This is a genomic window from Caenimonas aquaedulcis (assembly GCF_015831345.1).
Classification (GTDB): domain Bacteria; phylum Pseudomonadota; class Gammaproteobacteria; order Burkholderiales; family Burkholderiaceae_C; genus Ramlibacter; species Ramlibacter aquaedulcis.
Genome location: NZ_JADWYS010000001.1, coordinates 24,185 through 41,299, shown reverse-complemented (window position 1 = coordinate 41,299; position 17,115 = coordinate 24,185). Strand labels below are relative to the sequence as shown.

General features: G+C 68.1%; 15 protein-coding genes and 1 pseudogene. 3 read left to right on the top strand and 13 right to left on the bottom strand.

The genetic code is table 11. The features are described from left to right. Positions 1–93: 93 nt before the first annotated feature. Genes I5803_RS00190 through I5803_RS00170 form a run of 5 tightly spaced genes read right to left on the bottom strand, consistent with a single transcriptional unit; the run spans position 94 to position 5,148 of the window. Positions 94–1,467, bottom strand: a complete 1,374-nt coding sequence (locus tag I5803_RS00190; RefSeq protein ID WP_196984416.1) for an FAD-dependent oxidoreductase — start codon at positions 1,465–1,467, stop codon at positions 94–96. Then, positions 1,464–2,270 (bottom strand): aspartate/glutamate racemase family protein, encoded by an 807-nt coding sequence (locus tag I5803_RS00185; protein ID WP_196984415.1) that lies wholly within the window; start codon positions 2,268–2,270, stop codon positions 1,464–1,466. The genes I5803_RS00190 and I5803_RS00185 overlap by 4 nt, the downstream gene beginning before the upstream one ends. A 23-nt stretch (positions 2,271–2,293) precedes the next feature. Next, positions 2,294–2,875, bottom strand: a complete 582-nt coding sequence (locus I5803_RS00180; protein WP_354001603.1) for a cysteine hydrolase family protein — start codon at positions 2,873–2,875, stop codon at positions 2,294–2,296. Between the two features lie 45 nt (positions 2,876–2,920). Continuing rightward, entirely contained in the window at positions 2,921–3,697 is a 777-nt protein-coding gene (locus I5803_RS00175) for an SDR family oxidoreductase (protein WP_196984414.1), read from the bottom strand. Further along, positions 3,694–5,148 carry an FAD-dependent oxidoreductase gene (locus tag I5803_RS00170; protein WP_196984413.1) on the bottom strand — a complete coding sequence of 485 codons (1,455 nt, stop codon included), beginning with the start codon at positions 5,146–5,148 and terminating at the stop codon, positions 3,694–3,696. The genes I5803_RS00175 and I5803_RS00170 overlap by 4 nt, the downstream gene beginning before the upstream one ends. 152 nt (positions 5,149–5,300) lie before the next feature. Between I5803_RS00170 and I5803_RS00165 the strand changes: the two genes are divergently transcribed. Both I5803_RS00165 and I5803_RS00160 read left to right on the top strand, forming a co-directional pair. Beyond that, positions 5,301–6,080 carry an SDR family NAD(P)-dependent oxidoreductase gene (locus I5803_RS00165; protein ID WP_196984412.1) on the top strand — a complete coding sequence of 260 codons (780 nt, stop codon included), beginning with the start codon at positions 5,301–5,303 and terminating at the stop codon, positions 6,078–6,080. Positions 6,081–6,087: 7 nt separating this feature from the next. After that, positions 6,088–6,870 carry an SDR family NAD(P)-dependent oxidoreductase gene (locus I5803_RS00160; protein ID WP_231402306.1) on the top strand — a complete coding sequence of 261 codons (783 nt, stop codon included), beginning with the start codon at positions 6,088–6,090 and terminating at the stop codon, positions 6,868–6,870. 174 nt (positions 6,871–7,044) lie between these two features. Here I5803_RS00160 and I5803_RS00155 read toward each other — a convergent pair whose 3' ends face one another. The 5 genes and pseudogenes from I5803_RS00155 to I5803_RS00135 all read right to left on the bottom strand — a co-directional run bounded on the left by I5803_RS00155 (position 7,045) and on the right by I5803_RS00135 (position 12,005). Next, complete coding sequence (locus I5803_RS00155; protein ID WP_196984410.1) at positions 7,045–8,025, bottom strand: Bug family tripartite tricarboxylate transporter substrate binding protein; 981 nt, start codon at positions 8,023–8,025, stop codon at positions 7,045–7,047. Positions 8,026–8,057: 32 nt separating this feature from the next. Then, positions 8,058–9,440 (bottom strand): annotated as a pseudogene (locus tag I5803_RS00150) (hypothetical protein); the annotation flags it as partial. Between the two features lie 12 nt (positions 9,441–9,452). Then, positions 9,453–9,770: a hypothetical protein gene (locus I5803_RS00145; protein WP_196984408.1), complete on the bottom strand. Its 318-nt coding sequence runs from the start codon at positions 9,768–9,770 to the stop codon at positions 9,453–9,455. A 246-nt stretch (positions 9,771–10,016) separates the two neighbouring features. Then, positions 10,017–10,994, bottom strand: a complete 978-nt coding sequence (locus I5803_RS00140; RefSeq protein WP_196984407.1) for a Bug family tripartite tricarboxylate transporter substrate binding protein — start codon at positions 10,992–10,994, stop codon at positions 10,017–10,019. Positions 10,995–10,997: 3 nt separating this feature from the next. Next, positions 10,998–12,005, bottom strand: a complete 1,008-nt coding sequence (locus I5803_RS00135) for a Bug family tripartite tricarboxylate transporter substrate binding protein (protein WP_196984406.1) — start codon at positions 12,003–12,005, stop codon at positions 10,998–11,000. A gap of 108 nt (positions 12,006–12,113) precedes the next feature. Between I5803_RS00135 and I5803_RS00130 the strand changes: the two genes are divergently transcribed. Next, a complete protein-coding gene (locus tag I5803_RS00130; protein WP_196984405.1) occupies positions 12,114–12,938 on the top strand; it encodes an aspartate/glutamate racemase family protein in 825 nt (274 codons plus the stop codon). Between the two features lie 43 nt (positions 12,939–12,981). On the opposite strand, the gene I5803_RS00125 is transcribed toward I5803_RS00130, so the two are convergent. The 3 genes from I5803_RS00125 to selA are packed head-to-tail and all read right to left on the bottom strand — an operon-like array spanning position 12,982 to position 17,082. Beyond that, a complete protein-coding gene (locus I5803_RS00125) occupies positions 12,982–13,887 on the bottom strand; it encodes an NAD(P)/FAD-dependent oxidoreductase (RefSeq protein WP_196984404.1) in 906 nt (301 codons plus the stop codon). Beyond that, entirely contained in the window at positions 13,884–15,659 is a 1,776-nt protein-coding gene (selB, locus tag I5803_RS00120; RefSeq protein ID WP_196984403.1) for a selenocysteine-specific translation elongation factor, read from the bottom strand. The genes I5803_RS00125 and selB overlap by 4 nt, the downstream gene beginning before the upstream one ends. Position 15,660: 1 nt before the next feature. Beyond that, the gene (selA, locus tag I5803_RS00115) at positions 15,661–17,082 is read right to left on the bottom strand and encodes an L-seryl-tRNA(Sec) selenium transferase (protein WP_196984402.1); all 1,422 of its coding nucleotides are present in this window, start codon (positions 17,080–17,082) and stop codon (positions 15,661–15,663) included. Positions 17,083–17,115 lie beyond the last annotated feature (33 nt).

The following is a 17,115-nucleotide window of genomic DNA, read 5'->3' as shown; positions in this document are numbered from 1 at the left end:
GAAGACAAGAAAATACCAAATGCATTTTGGTTTTTTCTTGTCTTCCTTCTGCGTAACCTCTGCGAATTCTGCGTCCAAAAAAAACCAGCCGCACTAAGACGCCATAGCCGTCCGCGCAGCCACCCGCCCGAACACAACAGCCTTCCCCAGCGCCGACCCCGTCATGTACGCCCCGCCGTGGAAACCGCCCACCACTTCACCGGCGGCGTACAAGCCTTCGATCGCATCGCCGAAGACATCGATCACCTTCATGTCGGCATCGATCCGCAACCCGCAATACGTGCCGAACACCGCCGCCGTCGACGGGTACGCATAGAACGGTCCCTGCTCGATGCGCACCAGCGCGCCGTGCTGGTGGACCAGCGCCGCGCGGCCGAATTCTTCGTCCTCGCCTGCATCGACGAACGCGTTGTACCGATCGACCGTCGCCTTCAGGGTCTCGTACGGCACCTCGATCTGGCGCGCCAGCGCTTCCAGCGTGTCCGCCTTGAAGATCAATCCCTCTTCCATGCGGCGGCCGAAGTCGAGGATGCGCACGCGGTCGTCGCCGCTCTGGAAGATCGGCTCGTCGAAGATCTGGTAGCCCGTGTGGTACGGCTGGCTCATGACGGCGTCGCCCAGCAGCTTGTACGAGATCGACTCGTCGACGAAGCGCTTGCCGTCCTGGTTCACCGCAATCGCGCCCTTGTACACCGCGAGGCAGCTGTGGTTGTTGTGCGTGTCGGTCGGGTGCTTGCCGAAAGTGCCCTTGATGTACGCCATGTCGCGCATGTCGGCCCCCAGCTTCCACGCCATCAGCAAGCCGTCGCCGACGTTGCCTTCGCCACCGACGAACACCGCTTCCGCGTAGTGCGGCGCGAAGCGATGGACGAGCTCGGCGTTGCGGCAGAAGCCGCCGCTCGCGAGCAGCACGCCATGTTCGGATTCGATGGTGAATTCGCCCTCGGGTCCCTGCGCGATCACGCCGGTGACGGGAGACGTCTCATCCTTGCGCACGAGCCGCAGCGCGCGCGTGTTCATGTGCACCTGCACGCGATCCGTGGCGGTGGCCTTGGCGGCCAGCAGGCGCACCATGTCCGCCGGGTCGACGGTGTGCACGCGCGGCACCGACTGGCCGGACGATGCTTCCAGCGACGGGCTGAACTGCAAGCCCAGGCCCCGCAGCCAGTGGTAAGTATCCAGCTGGTGGCGCACATAGGTGTCCACGACGGCAGGGTCGTTGTCTTCCTTGCCGACTTCGATCAGGTCGCGGCGCAGCAACTCGCCGGAGTCCTCCACGCCCTCCTTTTTCTGCAAGTCCGTACCCGCGAAGGCGAGGCAGCCGCCGCTCATCGCCGACGATCCGCCGATGGCGCCCGTCTTCTCCAGCACGAGCACCGAGACGCCCGCCGTCGCCGCTTCCAGCGCGGCCGCGAAGCCCGCGGCGCCGCCACCGATCACCAGCAAGCCGCATCGCACCGTCTTCATGCGGCGCTCCCCCGGCCGTAGAACGCCATCAGCTCGTCGATGCGTTCACGCGGCGGCGGCTCGTTGAAGTAGCCCCGCTGGCAGCGCTCGACGCCGCTCTGGCGCTTCAGGTCCACCAGCATCTCGGCATGCTTGACCCAGCACGACAGCGAATCGAGCACCGGCACGCCGTCCACGCTGGAGACGCCCTGGCTCATGAGCAGCACGCACAGCGGCGCCTCGCCGGGGATCAGCACCTCGGCGCCCGCGGCGATGCGCTTGCGCGCGGCTTCGCGGAAGCGGTCGATCAGCGGGCCGGGAGACGAGAACGCCTCCAGCACGTCGTTGAAACGGAAGCCCACGTCGGTCACGCCCGCGAAGCGGCCCGCCAGTCCGTACTTCTCGGCATTGGCTGCGATGAGGTCGGTGAGCTCGCTGATGAACACCATCACCGCGAACTTCGATCCGAGCAGGCAGGAAGAGAGCATCGCCGACTCGCCGTAGCCCACCACCGGGATGCGCAACATGCTGCGCGTCTCGCGCAGCGCCGGATCGGGCAGTGTGCTGATGGCGTACGCGTCGAAGCCCTCGCGCTCCGCGTCCAGGCCGGCCTGGATGAACTGCGTCGCATGCAGGTGCTGCAAACCGGCGTACCGGATGTCGATGCCGGGATAGTTCGTGCGATAGGTGCCCGGCTTCATGCCGTGCATCACGATCTCCGTGTCGGGCCGCGCGACCCGCTTGAAGTGCGCCTTCAGCGCGTCGTCGTACGCGCCGAGGTCCGACAGCACCGTGAAGCTCTGGTGCCAGATTTTCATCGCCATGTTGCGCTCCCTCGCAGCCGCCATCAGGCGGCGAAGTCGACGGCCGCGCTGGTCGTCACCTTGCAGAAACGCGCGAGGCTGCCCATGGAGTTGGCGTGCTCCTGCTCGCTGTGCGCGGCGCAGCAATCCTCCAGCACCACCATCTCGAAATCGCGGTCATGGCCGTCGCGCACCGTGGCCTGCACCACCGCCTGCGTGGAGACGCCCGAGCAGTAGATGCGCTCGATGCCCTGCGCGCTCAATTGCGCCATGAGGGTCGTCGAGTAGAACGGGCTCACGCGGTGCTTGGTCACCTGCACGTCTCCCGTGCGCTGCTCGAGCGAGGGATGGATTTCGGTGCCGAACTTGCCGAGCTGGAACATGCCCGCCTTGGGCGCGCCGGAGAACACCGGCGAATTTTTCGGGCACTCCGGGTAGCCTTGCGAGAAGCCGACGCGCACGAAGCCCACCGCGATGCCGGCGTCGCGGGCCTTCTTCAGCGCCACCGCGGTGTTCTCGAGGATGCGGCGCGCGCGCACCTGTTCGCCCATGGGCGATTTACCGTTGGGGCCGTCCGCGTGCACCAGGTCGTTTTGCATGTCGAGGATGAGATAGATGGATTTCACGGTGGGGTCCAGGTCAGGGAGTGGGAAAAGGGGAAAGGAAAGCGCTCAGTCGCACAGCATGCCGCCGTTGACGTCGAGAATCTCGCCGGTGATGAAGGAGGCTTCGCGCGAGCCGAGGAAAAGCGCCGCGTGCACGATGTCCGCCGCCGCGCCCATGCGCCCGGCGGGGATCAGCGCCTTGAGCTGCGCGGGAAAGCTGGTGGTCATCGGCGTGGCGATCGGGCCCGGCGCGATGGCGTTGACGGTGATGCCGTGGGACGCGAGTTCCTTGGCGAGGAACCCCGTCATGGCATGGATGCCCGCCTTGGAAACGCCATAGGCCACGTTGCCCGCGCGCAGCTGCTCGGCGCTGTCGATCCAGGGCCGCGCGTTGCCGGCGTTCTTGCCGACCACCGAGCCGATGTTGATGATGCGGCCGAACCCCGCGCGCTTCATGCCCGCCATCACGGCCTGGCAGGCGAGGAAGCTGCCCTTGAGGTTGATGTCGATCACGCGGTCCCATTCGGCTTCCGCGAGATCCTGCGCGCTGCCGAACGAGACGACGCCCGCGACGTTCACGAGCAGGTCGATCGGGCCGAGGACTTTCTCGATGCGCGCGACGAGCGCGAGGACCGCATCGCGGTTCGTCACGTCCAGGCGCAGCGTGCCGGTGGAGAGCGCGGATTTGTCCGCGCCGCCGGCGTCGAGTTCACCGCCCGCGTCCGCGCACACGGCGATCGCGCCGCGCGCACGCAGTGCCTCGATGATCGCGCTGCCGATGACGCCGCGCCCGCCGGTGACGAGTGCGATGCGTCCGGCCCAGTCGTTCGCGCCCGCGCTCATGCGGCCGCTTCCTGCCGCGTGGACGAGGCGTGCGTTCCCGCGATGCGCCCGAACACGAGGCCCTTGAGCACGGAGGTCGCGCCGGTGTAGTTGCGGTAGTAGATGCCCGCCGTCTCCCCCGCGGCATACAGGCCGGGGATCGGCACGCCGTCCGCGTCGACCACGCGCGCGGACTCGTCGATCTTCAGGCCGCCGAAGGTGAACACGTTGGACGAGATGATCGGGTAGGCGTGGTACGGCCCTTCCGTGAGCGGCATGGCCCAGTTCGATTTGGGCGGGACGAGCCCCCGCGTGGCGACGCCGTCGAGCTCCAGCGGCTTCCACTCGCCGGGCCCGCAGGCCGCGTTGTACTCGCGCACCGTCGCTTCGAGCGCATCCGCCGGTACGCCGATGCGCTGTGCGAGCTGCGCCAGCGAATCGCCCGCAACCGGCGGCTTGTCCGTGCGGATGCCGAGCTTGTAGTTGGGGATGCGGGTGTGCCGCGCGTCGAGCACCACCCACGCCGTGCCGTCGCGCTGTTCGTAGATGCGGCGCGTCACGCGTTCGTAGTACGCGTCCACCGTGCCCGGCGCCTCGTCGGTGAAGCGCTTGCCGTCGAGGTTGACCAGGATGCCGTAGGGGAAGATGAAGATCGACGGCTCGGCGACGCCCGAACGCGGGTCGACCGGCTCGGCGTGGTAGCTGCCGAAATCGCCGCAGCCCGCCGCACCGGCGGCCAGGCCCATCGCGATGCCTTCGCCGCGGTTGTAGTAGCCGCCCTTGCACACGGGCCGCAGGTACACCGCGCGCGGACCGATGTAGCGCGTCATCATCTCCATGTTGCCTTCGAAGCCGCCGCAGGCGAGTACGACGTCGCCGCCGAGCACCATGGTGCCGGCGCTGCGCGTGCGCACCTTCAAGCCCGACACGCGACCGCTGTCGTCCTGCTGCAGGGCCGTTGCGGTCGTTTCGTAGAAGAAGGTGACGCCGAGTTGTTCGGCGCGTGCCGCGAGCCCTTCCACCAGCGCGGCGCCACCGCCCACGGGCAGCAGGCGCGGCTGCGACTTGGTGAGGAACTGCGTGGGCAGGAAGTCGAAGCGCACGCCCATGCCCTGCAGCCACGCGATCGTGGGGCCGGCGTTCGTCGCGAGCCGCTCGATCACGGTCGGGTCGGCAATGCTCAGCGCTTTCGCGAGCGCCCCGCGTTGGGAATGCACGGCCTCCTCCACAAGCTCCGGGTCGATCGCGCCCGAGCCGTTCTCGGCCAGGTGCGTCTCGAAATCGTCGGTGACTTCGGTGAGGCTCTTCATGCGCAGGTAGGCCTCGGTGTAACGGCTCTGCCCGCCGCGCTCCTCGCGCGTGGAACGCTCGATCACGGCGACCTTCGCGCCGCCCTCCGCCGCCGCCACGGCCGCGGAGAGGCCCGCGACGCCGCAGCCCGCCACCACCAGATCGAAATTGCGCTGCTCCATGCCTAGCCTCGAAATGCCCAAGATGCAGCGATCATGCCCCCGCCGCGCCGGCGGGGCGACGCGCAAAAAGCGAAAACTGACTTCGATGAAGGGCGCTTTCGCCGCGCCCGCGCGAAACCTACAGTTGCCTGACTTTCATCGAGGAGACAAGCATGCGCATGGCCGACAGGTTCGGGATCGTCACCGCCGGGGCTTCCGGCATGGGCCGGGCGGGCGCCATCCGCTTCGCTGCCGAGGGCGCGGCCGTCGCGGTGGTGGACCTCGACGAGGCGAAGGCGAAGGAAGTCGCCGACACGATCAAGGCCGCGGGCGGCCAGGCCTTTGCGCTGGCCGGCAACCTCATGGAAGAGGACTTCGCGCGCGGCCTGGTGCACGAGACGCACAAGCGCTTCGGCAGGCTCGACTTCCTCTGGGCGCATGCCGGCCACCCCTCGGTCTCGCGCGTCGAAGGGCTGGACCTGAAGGAATTCGACGTCGCGATGAACCTGAACGTTCGCGCGGCATTGGCGAGCGCGATCGAGGCCATTCCCCTCATGCGCGACGGCGGCGGCGGCAGCATGCTCTTCACCTCATCCACGTCGGGCGTGATCGGCTCGCCCTTCAGCCCGCTCTATTCGGTCGCCAAGTGGGGCGTGATCGGCCTGGCGCGGTCCCTGGCCAAGCGCTACGGCCCCGACAACATCCGCGTGAACGTGGTCTGCCCCGGCACGACCGACACGCCCATGCTCGACACATTGGTGTCCCGTCCCGACGAAACCGAGACGCACGGCAAGGACCTGAACGAGCTCAAGCGCATCCGCTCATCGGGCAACCCGATGGGCCGCGCGGCCCGCCCGGAAGAAGTCGCCAACGTCGCGCTGTTCCTGCTGTCGCACGAAGCCTCGTACGTGAACGGCGCGTCACTGCTGGTCGACGGTGGCAAGACCGCCTGAGCGCCTCATGCAGCTCGAGGGCTACAACACCGTCGTGACGGGCGCCGCGCGCGGCCTGGGCGCGGCGGCGGCGAAACGCTTCGTGGCGGAAGGCGCTCGGGTGGTCGTGGCCGATATCGACGGCGACGCCGCCAATGCCTGCGCGCGCGAGATCGACCCGACGGGCCAACGCGCGATCGGCGTGACCTGCGACATCGCCGAGCCCGCGGCATGCGACGCCCTCGTCGCCCGCGCGGAGGCCTTCTTCGGCGCACCCATCGACGTGTTCTGCGCCCACGCGGGCCTGGGTTTCGCGGGCGTGTTCCACGAGTCGGACCCGGCCTTCATCAAGCGCATCGTGGACGTGAACGTGCTGGGCACGATCTATTCGGCGCAGGCCGCGTTGCGCAGCCTGGTGAAGAGCAGGCAGGCGAGCCTGATCTTCACCAGTTCCCTGCAGAGCGTCACGGCCCGCGCGCAGCGGAGCATCTACACGACGACCAAGCATGCGATCGTCGGCCTCACGAAGGCCCTGGCGCTGGAGTACGCGCCGCTGGGCGTGCGTGTGAACGCGATCGCACCGGCCTCGACGGACACGCCCTTCCTGCGCGGGCAGTTCGAGTTCCTGGGATCGAAAGATGTCGACCAGGCGGTGCGCGATGCGGCGGCGTCGATGCCATTGGGCTGGCTGCCGACGCCGGAAGACTTCGCGAACACCGCGGTGTTCCTGGCATCGCCTGCCGCCCGATCGATCACGGGAATCAACCTGCTGCTGGACAGTGGGGCGGCTGCGGGGATATTCAGGCGCTGATGCGGGACTGGGACGCGCTTGGGGATCTTCGAACGTAGAGAGCGCAAAGGGTACGCAGAGGGCGCAGAGGAATACCGAATCCAATTGAGAATTTTTCTTTGTCTTCCTTCTGGAATTTCCTCTGCGTCCTCTGCGTAACCTTTGCGTCCTCTGCGTTCAAAAATTCAAGGCAAGTCACTGCTCCACCTTAGCCCCGCTCTTCTCGATGATCCCCTTCCACCGCTGCGACTCTTCCGCGAAGAACTTGCCCGCATCGTCCGGCGATCCACCCACGGCAATCCCCTGCAGCGGCTTCAGCTTCTCCTGCACGTCCGGCGAATCCAGCGCAGCCTGCGCCGCCGCATTGACGCGCTGAACAATGGAAGCCGGCGTGCCCTTGGGCGCGGCCATCGCATACCAGACGGACGACTCGTAGCCCTTCACGCCCACCTCATCCAGCGTCGGCACATCCGGATAAGTCGAAAGGCGTGTCTTCGTCCCGACGGCCAGCATCTTCACGCTGCCACCCTGCAACTCGCTCAGGTACCCCGGCACGTTGTCCAGCACGACCTGGATGCGCCCCGCCGCGAGGTCGAGCTTGGTCGGCGCCGCGCCCTTGTAGAAAACGTTCTGGATCTGCACGCCCGTCATCGACTTGAACATCTCCAGCGACAGATGGCCCGAGCTGCCCGCGCCCGACGAACCGCCGTTCAGCGTGGTCGGGTGCTTCTTCGCGTACTCGATGAACTCCTGCGCGGTCTTCACCGGCAGGTCCTTGTTCACGATCAGCGCGTTCGGGAACTTCGCGAGCACGATGATGGGCGCGAAGTCCGACGGCTTGTAGCGCATGTCGTTGTACAGGTACTGGTTCGTCGCGAACGCGCCGGGGTTGGTGAGCAGCAGCGTGTAGCCGTCGGGCGCGGCCTTCGCGACCATCTCGGCCCCGATGTTGCCGCCCGCCCCCGCCTTGTTGTCGATGATGAATTGCTGGCCGAACTTGTCGGACAGCTTCTGCGCCACCAGCCTCGCCAGGATGTCGGTGATGCCGCCCGGCGCCCAGGGCACGATGACGCGCACGGGTTTGTCGGGCCAGGCCGCTTGCGCGGTCGCCAGCTGCGGCAGCAGCGCCGCGCACGAGGCGGCTGCCAGCAGGATCTTGCGGCGGGAAGTTTTCATCTCTTGTCTCCAACGTATGGCGTTTGCAGGGCTCAGCTCTTCGGCAGGTCCGCCCAGTTCTTCGGCAGCTTGATCTCCTTCGTGGTCACACGCGTGTAGCCGGAGTCGAGCGTCTTGATCCGGTTTCGTCCGGGGTCGCCCGCCACGAGGATCTCGATGTACTCGGGCCCGGGCATCACGCGGATCGGGTCGTCCGGGCCCACGTCGAATTCCGGCGGGTAGGTGCCCAGCTTGATCTTCTCCTCGATCGTGTGCACCTCGGCCATCGTGTACGCGAGCTCGAACTCCAGGTACTTGCGCGGCACCGTGGTGTTCTCGCAGATGTACTTGCGGATGTCGTCCTTCGAGTAGCCCGCGTCGGCCAGCACCTTGGCAACCGGCGGCGACAGCACGAAGGTGATGTCGTTCACGAAGCTCACCGGGCCGCGCTCGGCGAAGAGCGCGAAGGCGGGCTTGCGCAGCGCATCGCGGCACAGCTGCTTGAGCGCCACTTCCGCGCCGCTCATGTCGTCGCGCGTGTACGGCGAGGGCTGGAAGCCCCAGTTCATCGTCGTGCTCACGGACACCGTGCTCGCGTTGCGGTCGAAGCCCTTCTCCACGTGGTAGGGCTCCCAGGGGTTCAGCTCGTCGTTCTCTGCGAAGCAGAAGTTGATGGGGTACCCGAAGGTGCCCATCTGGTTCTTGCCCGGCCGGTAGCCGCCGATGTTGCGGATGATGAGCCCGAGCGCGCGCCCGAAGGACGGATTCGCACCGCGCGAGATCAGGCCCTGGCCGTTGTTGAAGCCCAGCTCCCGGGCGATCGGACCGTTCAGGAACACGTAGGGCACGATGCCCCAGGTGGTGCCGATGTTGTCGAGGTTGTACTTGTCCTCGGCCAGCGCCTCCACCATCGCAATGAGGATGGGCATGGTCTGCGGCTTGCAGCCCGCCATCACCCCATTGGCCGCGATGTTCCATGCGGTCGCGCGCAGGTTCATCTGCGGCAGCACGGCGATCACCTCGTCGGGGTTGCGGTCCGTGTACTTCAGGAACTCCTGCACCCGCTCGAGCGTGGGCGGCACGACGGGCAGGCCGTCGCTCCAGTCCATCTCGTGGAAATGCGCGTTGACCTGCTCGAAGGTGCCTTCGAAGACGATCTTCTTCGAATCCCAGTCCGTCGCCTTGCCGAGCACGCGCGGCTTGACCGGCTTGGTGAGCGCATTGACGATGCGCTCGAACAGCACGTTCTTGATCTTGTCGCGGATCTCCGCGTGGTCCACGCCGACGGCGCCCGGGTACTCGACCACGGGCGTGTCCGGCACGCCCGCGGCCTTCGCCGCCAGCTGGCCCACCATGTTGAACCCGGGCAGGGACACCACCGCGGAGGGGATGCCCAGGATCTTTTCTGCTTCTGCTGCCGGCCGCACCGCGGCCGGTGTGCAGGTGCCTCAGCCCCCGTTGCCGGTGATGACTGCGTCGGCACCCTTGGCGCGCAGCGCCTCGATGATGCTGCCGAGCACTTCCTTCTGGTAGGAGGGCGTGCCCTTGAGGGAGGCGAAGGGGATGTCCGTGTACGGGACGATCTTCACGTCGGGGAAGCGCTCCTTGAGCAGTTCCCGGTAGATGGGAAACATGATGTCGCCCTTGAAGTCCTCGTTCCAGACTTCGGCGACGACCTTGCCGTTGAGGGTGTCCAGGCGCTTGGCCAGGTTCTTCTGCTCGACGGCTTCGGCGCCGATCGGGCTGATGACGGAGAGTTTGTCCATGGAGGGTCCTTTGGGTGGTGTGCCGGGTGATATTAGGAGCCGCGGAAGGTTGCGTACAGGGCTGCGGGGGAAAACACCATTCGCTTTTTCGGGGGGTCTTCTTGAACGCAGAGAACGCAAAGGTTACGCAGAGGGCGCAAAGAAAAGTCACAACGACTTTTGTATTCCCTTGGCTGTTCCTTCTGCGTCCTCTGCGTAACCTCTGCGCCCTCTGCGTTCAAAAATACCTGACGCGCCCCGGCACCCCTACTTGTTCGCCTGCGGCTTCAACCCCGCCTGCGCCGCCACGCCGTTCCACTTCACGATTTGCGCGCGAACATAGGCCGTGGCTTCCTGCGGGGTGCTCACGGAGGGCGCCGTCTTGGCCGGGCCTTCCATGCGCTCTACCGTTGCCGGCTTGGCGATCGCCTGGCGGAAAGCCGCATTCAGTTTGTCGATCACATCCTTCGGCGTGCCCGCCGGTGCGAGCACCACATACCAGACGGAATCGCTCAGGCTGGGCAGGCCCGATTCCGCGAGGGTCGGCACTTCAGGCAAGCCCGCATAGCGCTTCGTTCCCGTCACGGCCAGCGCCTTGACCTTGCCCGCCTTGATTTGCGCCTCGGCCGCCGGCATGGCGATGAGGCCCATCTGCACTTCGCCCATCATGATCGCCGTCAGCGCCTCGGGCGTGCCCTTGAACGGCACGTGCACGATGTTCAGGGAGCGCTCGTTCTTGAAGAGCTCGCCCGCGAGGTGGCCGATGCTGCCGCTGCCGGCCGACGCATAGTTGAGCTTGCCGGGCTGCGACTTCGCGAGCGCCGCCAGTTCAGCCATCGAGTTGACGGGCAAGCTGGTCGGCACGACGAAGGCCATGCCCTGCTGCCCCATCAGGATCACCGCTTCGAAATCCTTCGCGGGATCGAAGTTCAACTCCATCAGGCTCGGCAGCACGGAGAAGCTCAGGCTGGCGAGGAACAGCGTGTAGCCGTCCGGCTTCGCCTTCGCGACGTACTGCGCGCCGATGGCGCCGCCCGCGCCGGGGCGGTTTTCCACCACCACGGGCTGGCCGAGGACTTCGGCCAGGCCCGGGGTGACGGCACGCGCCGTGAGGTCGCTGCCGCTCCCCGCAGGGAACGGCGACACGAGCGTGACGGGGCGGCTGGGGAAGCTCTGCGCGTGCGCGGCCGTGACGAGGCAGCAGGCGGCCGCGGCGAGCGCGGCGAGGAAGGCTTTGCGATGCATGGGTCAATCCGAAGTGATGTTCTTTTCCTTCACCAGTTTGCCCCAGCGATTGAACTCCTCGGCAACGAACTTGGTGAATGCATCCGGTGAAGCCATGACGGACGGCACGAGCGCGGCCTTGAGCAGCTGCGCCTTCACGTCTTCGCGCGCGACGATCTTCACGATCGCGGCGTTGATCTGGTCGACGACGTCCTTCGGCGTCTTCGCGGGCGCGAACACCCCCATCCAGTTCGTCACCGTGAAGCCGGGCAGCTCTTCGCGCGCGGTGGGGACGTTCGGCAGCATGTCGAAACGCTTGTCGCTCGTCATCGCGAGCGCGGTGAGCTTGCCGTCCTGGATGAAGGGAAAGAGCGGCGGCAGGTCCATCACGATGCCGTCGACGTGGCCGGCGACGGTGTCCGTCATCGCGGGCGCCGCGCCCTTGTACGGCACGTGCACGATGCGGCCCTTCGACGCCTGCGTGAGCAGCTCGATGGTGAGGTGCGGCAGGCCGCCGTTGCCCGAGGACGCGAGCGTCACGTCCTGCTTGCGGGCAGTCTCCAGCAGCTGCTTGAGCGTCGTCACCTTCAGGCGCGGGCCGACCGCGATCGCCTCGGGCGTGAGGCCGATGGTGTTGATGGGCGAGAAGTCCGTCAGCGTGTTGAACGGGATCTTGGCGAGCGTGTGCGGCGTGATGACGACCGGGCTCGCGCTCGCGACCAGCAGCGTGTAGCCGTCGGGCGGCGACTTGGCCACATAGTCCGAACCGAGCGCGCCGCTCGCGCCGGGCTTGTTCTCCACGAGCACGGTCGTGTTCAGCGCCTCGGCCAGGCGCGGCGCGAGGATGCGCGCCGCAATGTCGTTGGAGCCGCCGGGCGTGTAGCCCACGATGAGGCGGATCGGCTTAGCGGGGAAACCCTGAGCGCCCGCCGTGCCCGGGGCGACCAGCGAGGCCGCCGCGGCGAGCGACATGGCGACGAGGGAGAAGATGCGGCCGATAGCGAGGCCGCCGCGCGAGGAATGCGTGGACATGCGCGCCAGTGTAGGAAGCGCGCACCGGACGCACCACAACGGGTCCTCAAAGGGTGTTTTCGCAATATGCGAACGGGCACCGCGTGGGCGCGCGCCTAGGATGGCGGCATGCGCATCTGGCACCAGAGCTTCACGGACCTCGACGCGTTCCCGCTGTATCGCGACACCCTCGCTGCGCACGGCGCGAAGGTGATGCAGGGCCGCGCGGAAGTCACCGTGCATGGCCTGCGGCCCGGCACCTATCCGCCGGGCTTCGCACCGATGGACATGAACAGCATCGCAGGCTTGCGATTGCTGGGAGATACGCAGGTGTGCGAGGCCGCGATGGCCGCGCAGCAGGCGGGCTACGACGCGTTCGCGCTCGGTTGTTTCTTCGACCCTGCGCTTACCGCGGCCCGCTCGCTCGTGGACATCCCGGTGCTGAGCCTCACCGAATCGTGCATGCTCACCGCGTGCTCGCTGGGCCGCAAGTTCGCGATGATCTCGCTCACGCCCTTCCAGAAGATGCTCACGGAAGACCTCGCCGCCGCGTACGGCCTCACCTCGCGCATGGCGGGCGTGGTCGCGATGACGCCCGCCGTCAAGCTCTTCGACCTGGAGCGGCCCGAAGCGGTGGACGGCTTGCGCGCGAGCTTCACCGCGGCGTGCGAACAGGCACTCGCACTCGGCGCGGAAGTCATCATCCCCGGCGACGGCGTGCTCAACGAATTCCTCGTGCGACAGGGCATGCTGAAGGTGGCAGGCGCCGTGGTGCTGGACTCACTGGGCGTGCTCTTCCACCACGCCGAGTTCATCGCCCGCGGCCGCGCGGCGGGGGTGCTGGATGTGAGCCGAAGCCTGATGTATGCACAGCCGAAGGGCGGCATGCTGGAGCATGTGCGGAGGTTCTACGGGGTGTATGACCGGCGCGAGGGCGATTTCTCGGGGACCTGAGCCCGCTCTCAAACCTCATTGCGGGCCCGGCCCGCAATCCACCTCACGCGCCCTGCAACGCCCCCAGCTTCGCCGCCACCGCACGCGCCGCCGCCTGCCCATCGGCCACCGCATCCTCCAACGTGCCGCCGCAGCCCGAGCGCACGATGCCCGCCGCGAACACGCCGGGCATCGAGGTCTCCATGGCGTCCGACGCCTTCACCGCGCCGAACGCATCCCGCTCGATCTCCGCGGGCAGGAACTCGCTCGATGGCTTCAAGCCCACGAAGGCGAAGAAGCCGCTGCAGGGGATCACCTCGCCGTTGACGCGCGCGCCCTCCACGCCGTCGGTGCCGACCACTTCGCTCACCTCGCTGTGCCAGTGGACCTTCACGTTCCCTGCGCCCTTCACGGCCTCCACCCAGTGCGGTTGCGCGCGAAAGGTGTCGCCCCGGTGCACGAGGTGCACGTTGCCGCAGAACTTCGACAGCACCATGGCGGACTGCAGGGCCGAATCGCCGCCGCCGACCACCACGACATCCTGCCCCTCGAACATCGGCCCGTCGCAATCCGCGCAATGCGAGACGCCCTTGTATTCCAGCTCCGCTTCACCCGGTACGCCGAGCTTCTTCAAGGCGGCGCCCGACGCGACGATGACGGCCCGCGCACGATGCCGGCCCGCGTCGCTCACGACGACCAGTGCATCCCCGTCGCGCTCGATCGCGGAGGCGACGGCTTCCAGGTTCTCGCCGCCGGCCTCCATCGCATCCGTCATCCACGTCGACGACAGTTCCGCGCCGCTGCCGGCGATCGCACCGTCCAGCTCGTTCACGTTGAGCACGAGGCCGCCGAACATCTGCGCCTCCAGCCAGGCGGCGCTGAGCCCCGCGTTCAATGCCTCGCGCACGGCGCTGAGGCCGGCCGCGCCGGCGCCGATCACGACGACGTCGTGGGATGTGGTGTCGCTCATGGGGTTCTGGCTCCTTGGAGAGGGGATTCGGAAGAAGGGGAACGGGCTGGCGAGCGCATCACGCGGACGTCCGCGACACGCTGCGTCGCGCCGATGCGGTCCAGCGCTTCCAGCACCTGCACGGCGAGCGCGCGGCCGATGCCCGCGTCGTCGCGAAACTTGCCCGCGGTGAAGCGGCCGTCCGGCGCGTGCTGCGCGACGGTGCGCGCGACGCGGATGAATTCATCGATGGTGGCGCGCGCGTAGAAGCGGTCGTCGTTCACGCGTACCGTGTCGCCCGCCTGCGCCTTGCGATGCAGCATATCGCGCAGCACGAATTCCTTCGCGCGCAAGGCCTCGGACAGTTGCGCGACCGTCACCCCGGCGAAGCCCGCGCGGCGGAGCACCGGCTCGGCGAGCTGCCACAGCCGCACGTGTTCCGGGTTCTCCGGCAGCGCCTGCACGGGTTTACGCAGCAGCTTCGCGTCCGCGGCCGCGGGCGTCAGCACGAGGGTCTGCGCGCCGGTGCCCACGGCGGCCAGCCCGGCTTCTTTCAGGAGCTGCGTGAAGGCTTCGGGTGCGAGGTTGAAGTTGCGCGTCAAGGCTGTCGCGTCGACGCCGCCGGGGGAGCAGGCGACGAGGGCCCGCAGCGCGTCCACGGGGGTAGGCTGCGCCAGCGCCTGCATCTGCCGCACACGCATCTCCTGCGGCAGGCGCCGCTGCGATGGCGAGGCGTCCAGCACCCAGCCGCCGCCCAGCGTGCGCTGCGCGGACTGGTCGCGCAGGATGAAGCGGTCCCCGCGCGCCGCCGCGATGGGCTGGTCCACGATCAACCGCGCGAACGCACGCCTGCCGGGTTCCACCGAGCTGCCGTGGCTGAGCGTCACGCGCGCCGTGACGTCGCGCGTACCCAGGTGCAGGTGCACGGGGGTGCGATGCGCAAGCGCGTGCGCTTCGCCGGGGAGCACCTGCAGTTCCACGTCGAGCCGGCTCGTGGGCGCATGCAAATCCGCATGCAGCACCCAGTCGCCGCGCTGCACCTGCGACAGCTCCACGCCCGCGAGATTGAGCGCGCAGCGCTCGCCGGCCTGCGCACGCTCGGCCTTCACACCGTCTTTCTGGATCCCGCGCACGCGGACCTCGCGGCCGCCGGGCGAGAGGAGCAGACGGTCCCCCAGCCGCACCGCGCCGTCGAACACCGTGCCCGTGACGACCGTGCCGCTGCCCGCGACGGTGAATGCACGGTCCACGGCGAATCGCATGCGGCGGCCTTCGGACGCGTTGCGCGTGAAGCCGGCGGCCGCCTGCGCGAGTGCGTCGCGCAGCGCATCGACGCCCGCGCCCGTCACGGACGACACCGGAAGCACGCGGACATCCTGCAACGAGGTGCCCTGCAACAACCCGCGCGTCTCGTCGGCGACCTCCCGCAGCCGCGCGCTGTCCACGCGGTCGGCCTTGGTGATGACGGCCACGCCGAACCGGATGCCCAGCAGGTCGAGGATGTTCAGGTGCTCGCGCGTCTGCGGCATCACGCCGTCGTCGGCGGCGACGACCACCATCGCGTAGTCGATGCCGCACACCCCGGCGAGCATGTTGCGCACGAAGCGCTCGTGGCCCGGCACATCGACGAAGCCCACCACCGCACCGCCGGGCGTCTGCCAGTAGGCGAAGCCGATGTCGATGGAGATGCCGCGCGCCTTTTCCTGCGGCAGGCGGTCCGTGTCCACGCCGGTGAGCGCCTTCACCAGCGTCGTCTTGCCGTGGTCGATGTGACCGGCGGTCGCGACGATCAACTCAGTCCCCGGGCAGCTGCAGCTCGTGGAGCTGCGATGTGAATTCCGACTCCTGCGATTCGTCGAGGCAGCGAAAGTCCAGCCACAGCGCCCCGTCGCGGATGCGGCCGATCACCGGGACCGGGAGGCGGCGGAACGAGTCGGCCAGCGCATCCACGGCGCCGCCGCGCTGGTTCAGGGGCGACAGGCGCAGCCCCGAGCTCGGCAAGGTGTCCACGGGAAGCGCACCGCTGCCGATCTGGCTCGCGCATTCCGCGACGTCGACGGCAACGCCCTCGCCCACCGCCTGCTGCATCGCCGAACGCACACGGTTCGCCTGCGCCGCGATCTCATCGGCCTTGCGCGTGAGCAGGCGGATGGTGGGCAGCCGCGTGCGCAGCCGCTGCGGGTCGTCGTAGAGCGCCAGCACGGCTTCGAGCGCCGCGAGCCGCACCTTGTCCAGGCGCAGGGCGCGCTTCATCGGGTTCTTGCGGATGCGCGCAACCAGGTCCTTGCGGCCGACGATGATCCCGCATTGCGGCCCACCGAGCAGCTTGTCGCCGCTGAAAGTGACGAGGTCGGCGCCGGCGGCGATCGATTCGCGCGGCGTCGGCTCGTGCGGCAGGCCGAAATCCTCCAGGTCCACCAGCATGCCGCAGCCCAGGTCCTCGATCATCGGCACGCCGCCCGCGTGGGCGATGCGCGCCAGCTCGGCGGCCGGCACTTCCGCGGTGAAGCCGCGGATCTCGTAGTTGCTGGCGTGCACCTTCATCAGCGCCGCCGTCCGTTCGCCGAGGGCCGACTCGAAGTCGCGCGGATGCGTGCGGTTGGTCGTGCCCACCTCGCGCAGCACGCAGCCGGCGCTCGCCATGATCTCCGGCACGCGGAACGCGCCGCCGATCTCCACGAGTTCGCCGCGCGACACGACGACCTCGCGTCCGCCGCCCGCGACCGTGTTGAGCGTGAGGTAGACCGCCGCGGCGTTGTTGTTCACCACCACGGCCGCTTCGGCGCCGGTGAGGCGCAGCAGGCGCTCCTCGACGTGGCTGTCACGCTCGCCTCGGCCCGCGCCGTCGATGTCGTACTCGAGGTTGACCGGGCGCGCCATCGCCTGCGAGGCCGCGGCGACGGCTTCCGCCGGATAGAGCGCGCGTCCCAGGTTCGTGTGCAGCACGGTGCCCGTGAGGTTGAACACGGGCCGCAGCGAGGGCCGCGCCGCCACGGACAGCCGCTCGCGGCATTCGGCCGCCAGCGTGTCGTCGTCCGGCACCGCGGCGGAGCGCTCCCCTGCCAGGCGCTTGCGCTGGTCGGCGAGCAGCTTGCGCAAACAGTCGAGCACCAGCGGCCGGCCGAAGTCGTGGATCAGCACGCCGAAAGCGGGCGCCTTGAGCAGGGTATCGACGGCGGGGATGGCGCGGCGCGCCTGGCTGCTGGAGGTCAGCATGATGGAAGGATGGCCGCGTCTCTCTGGAAAAAG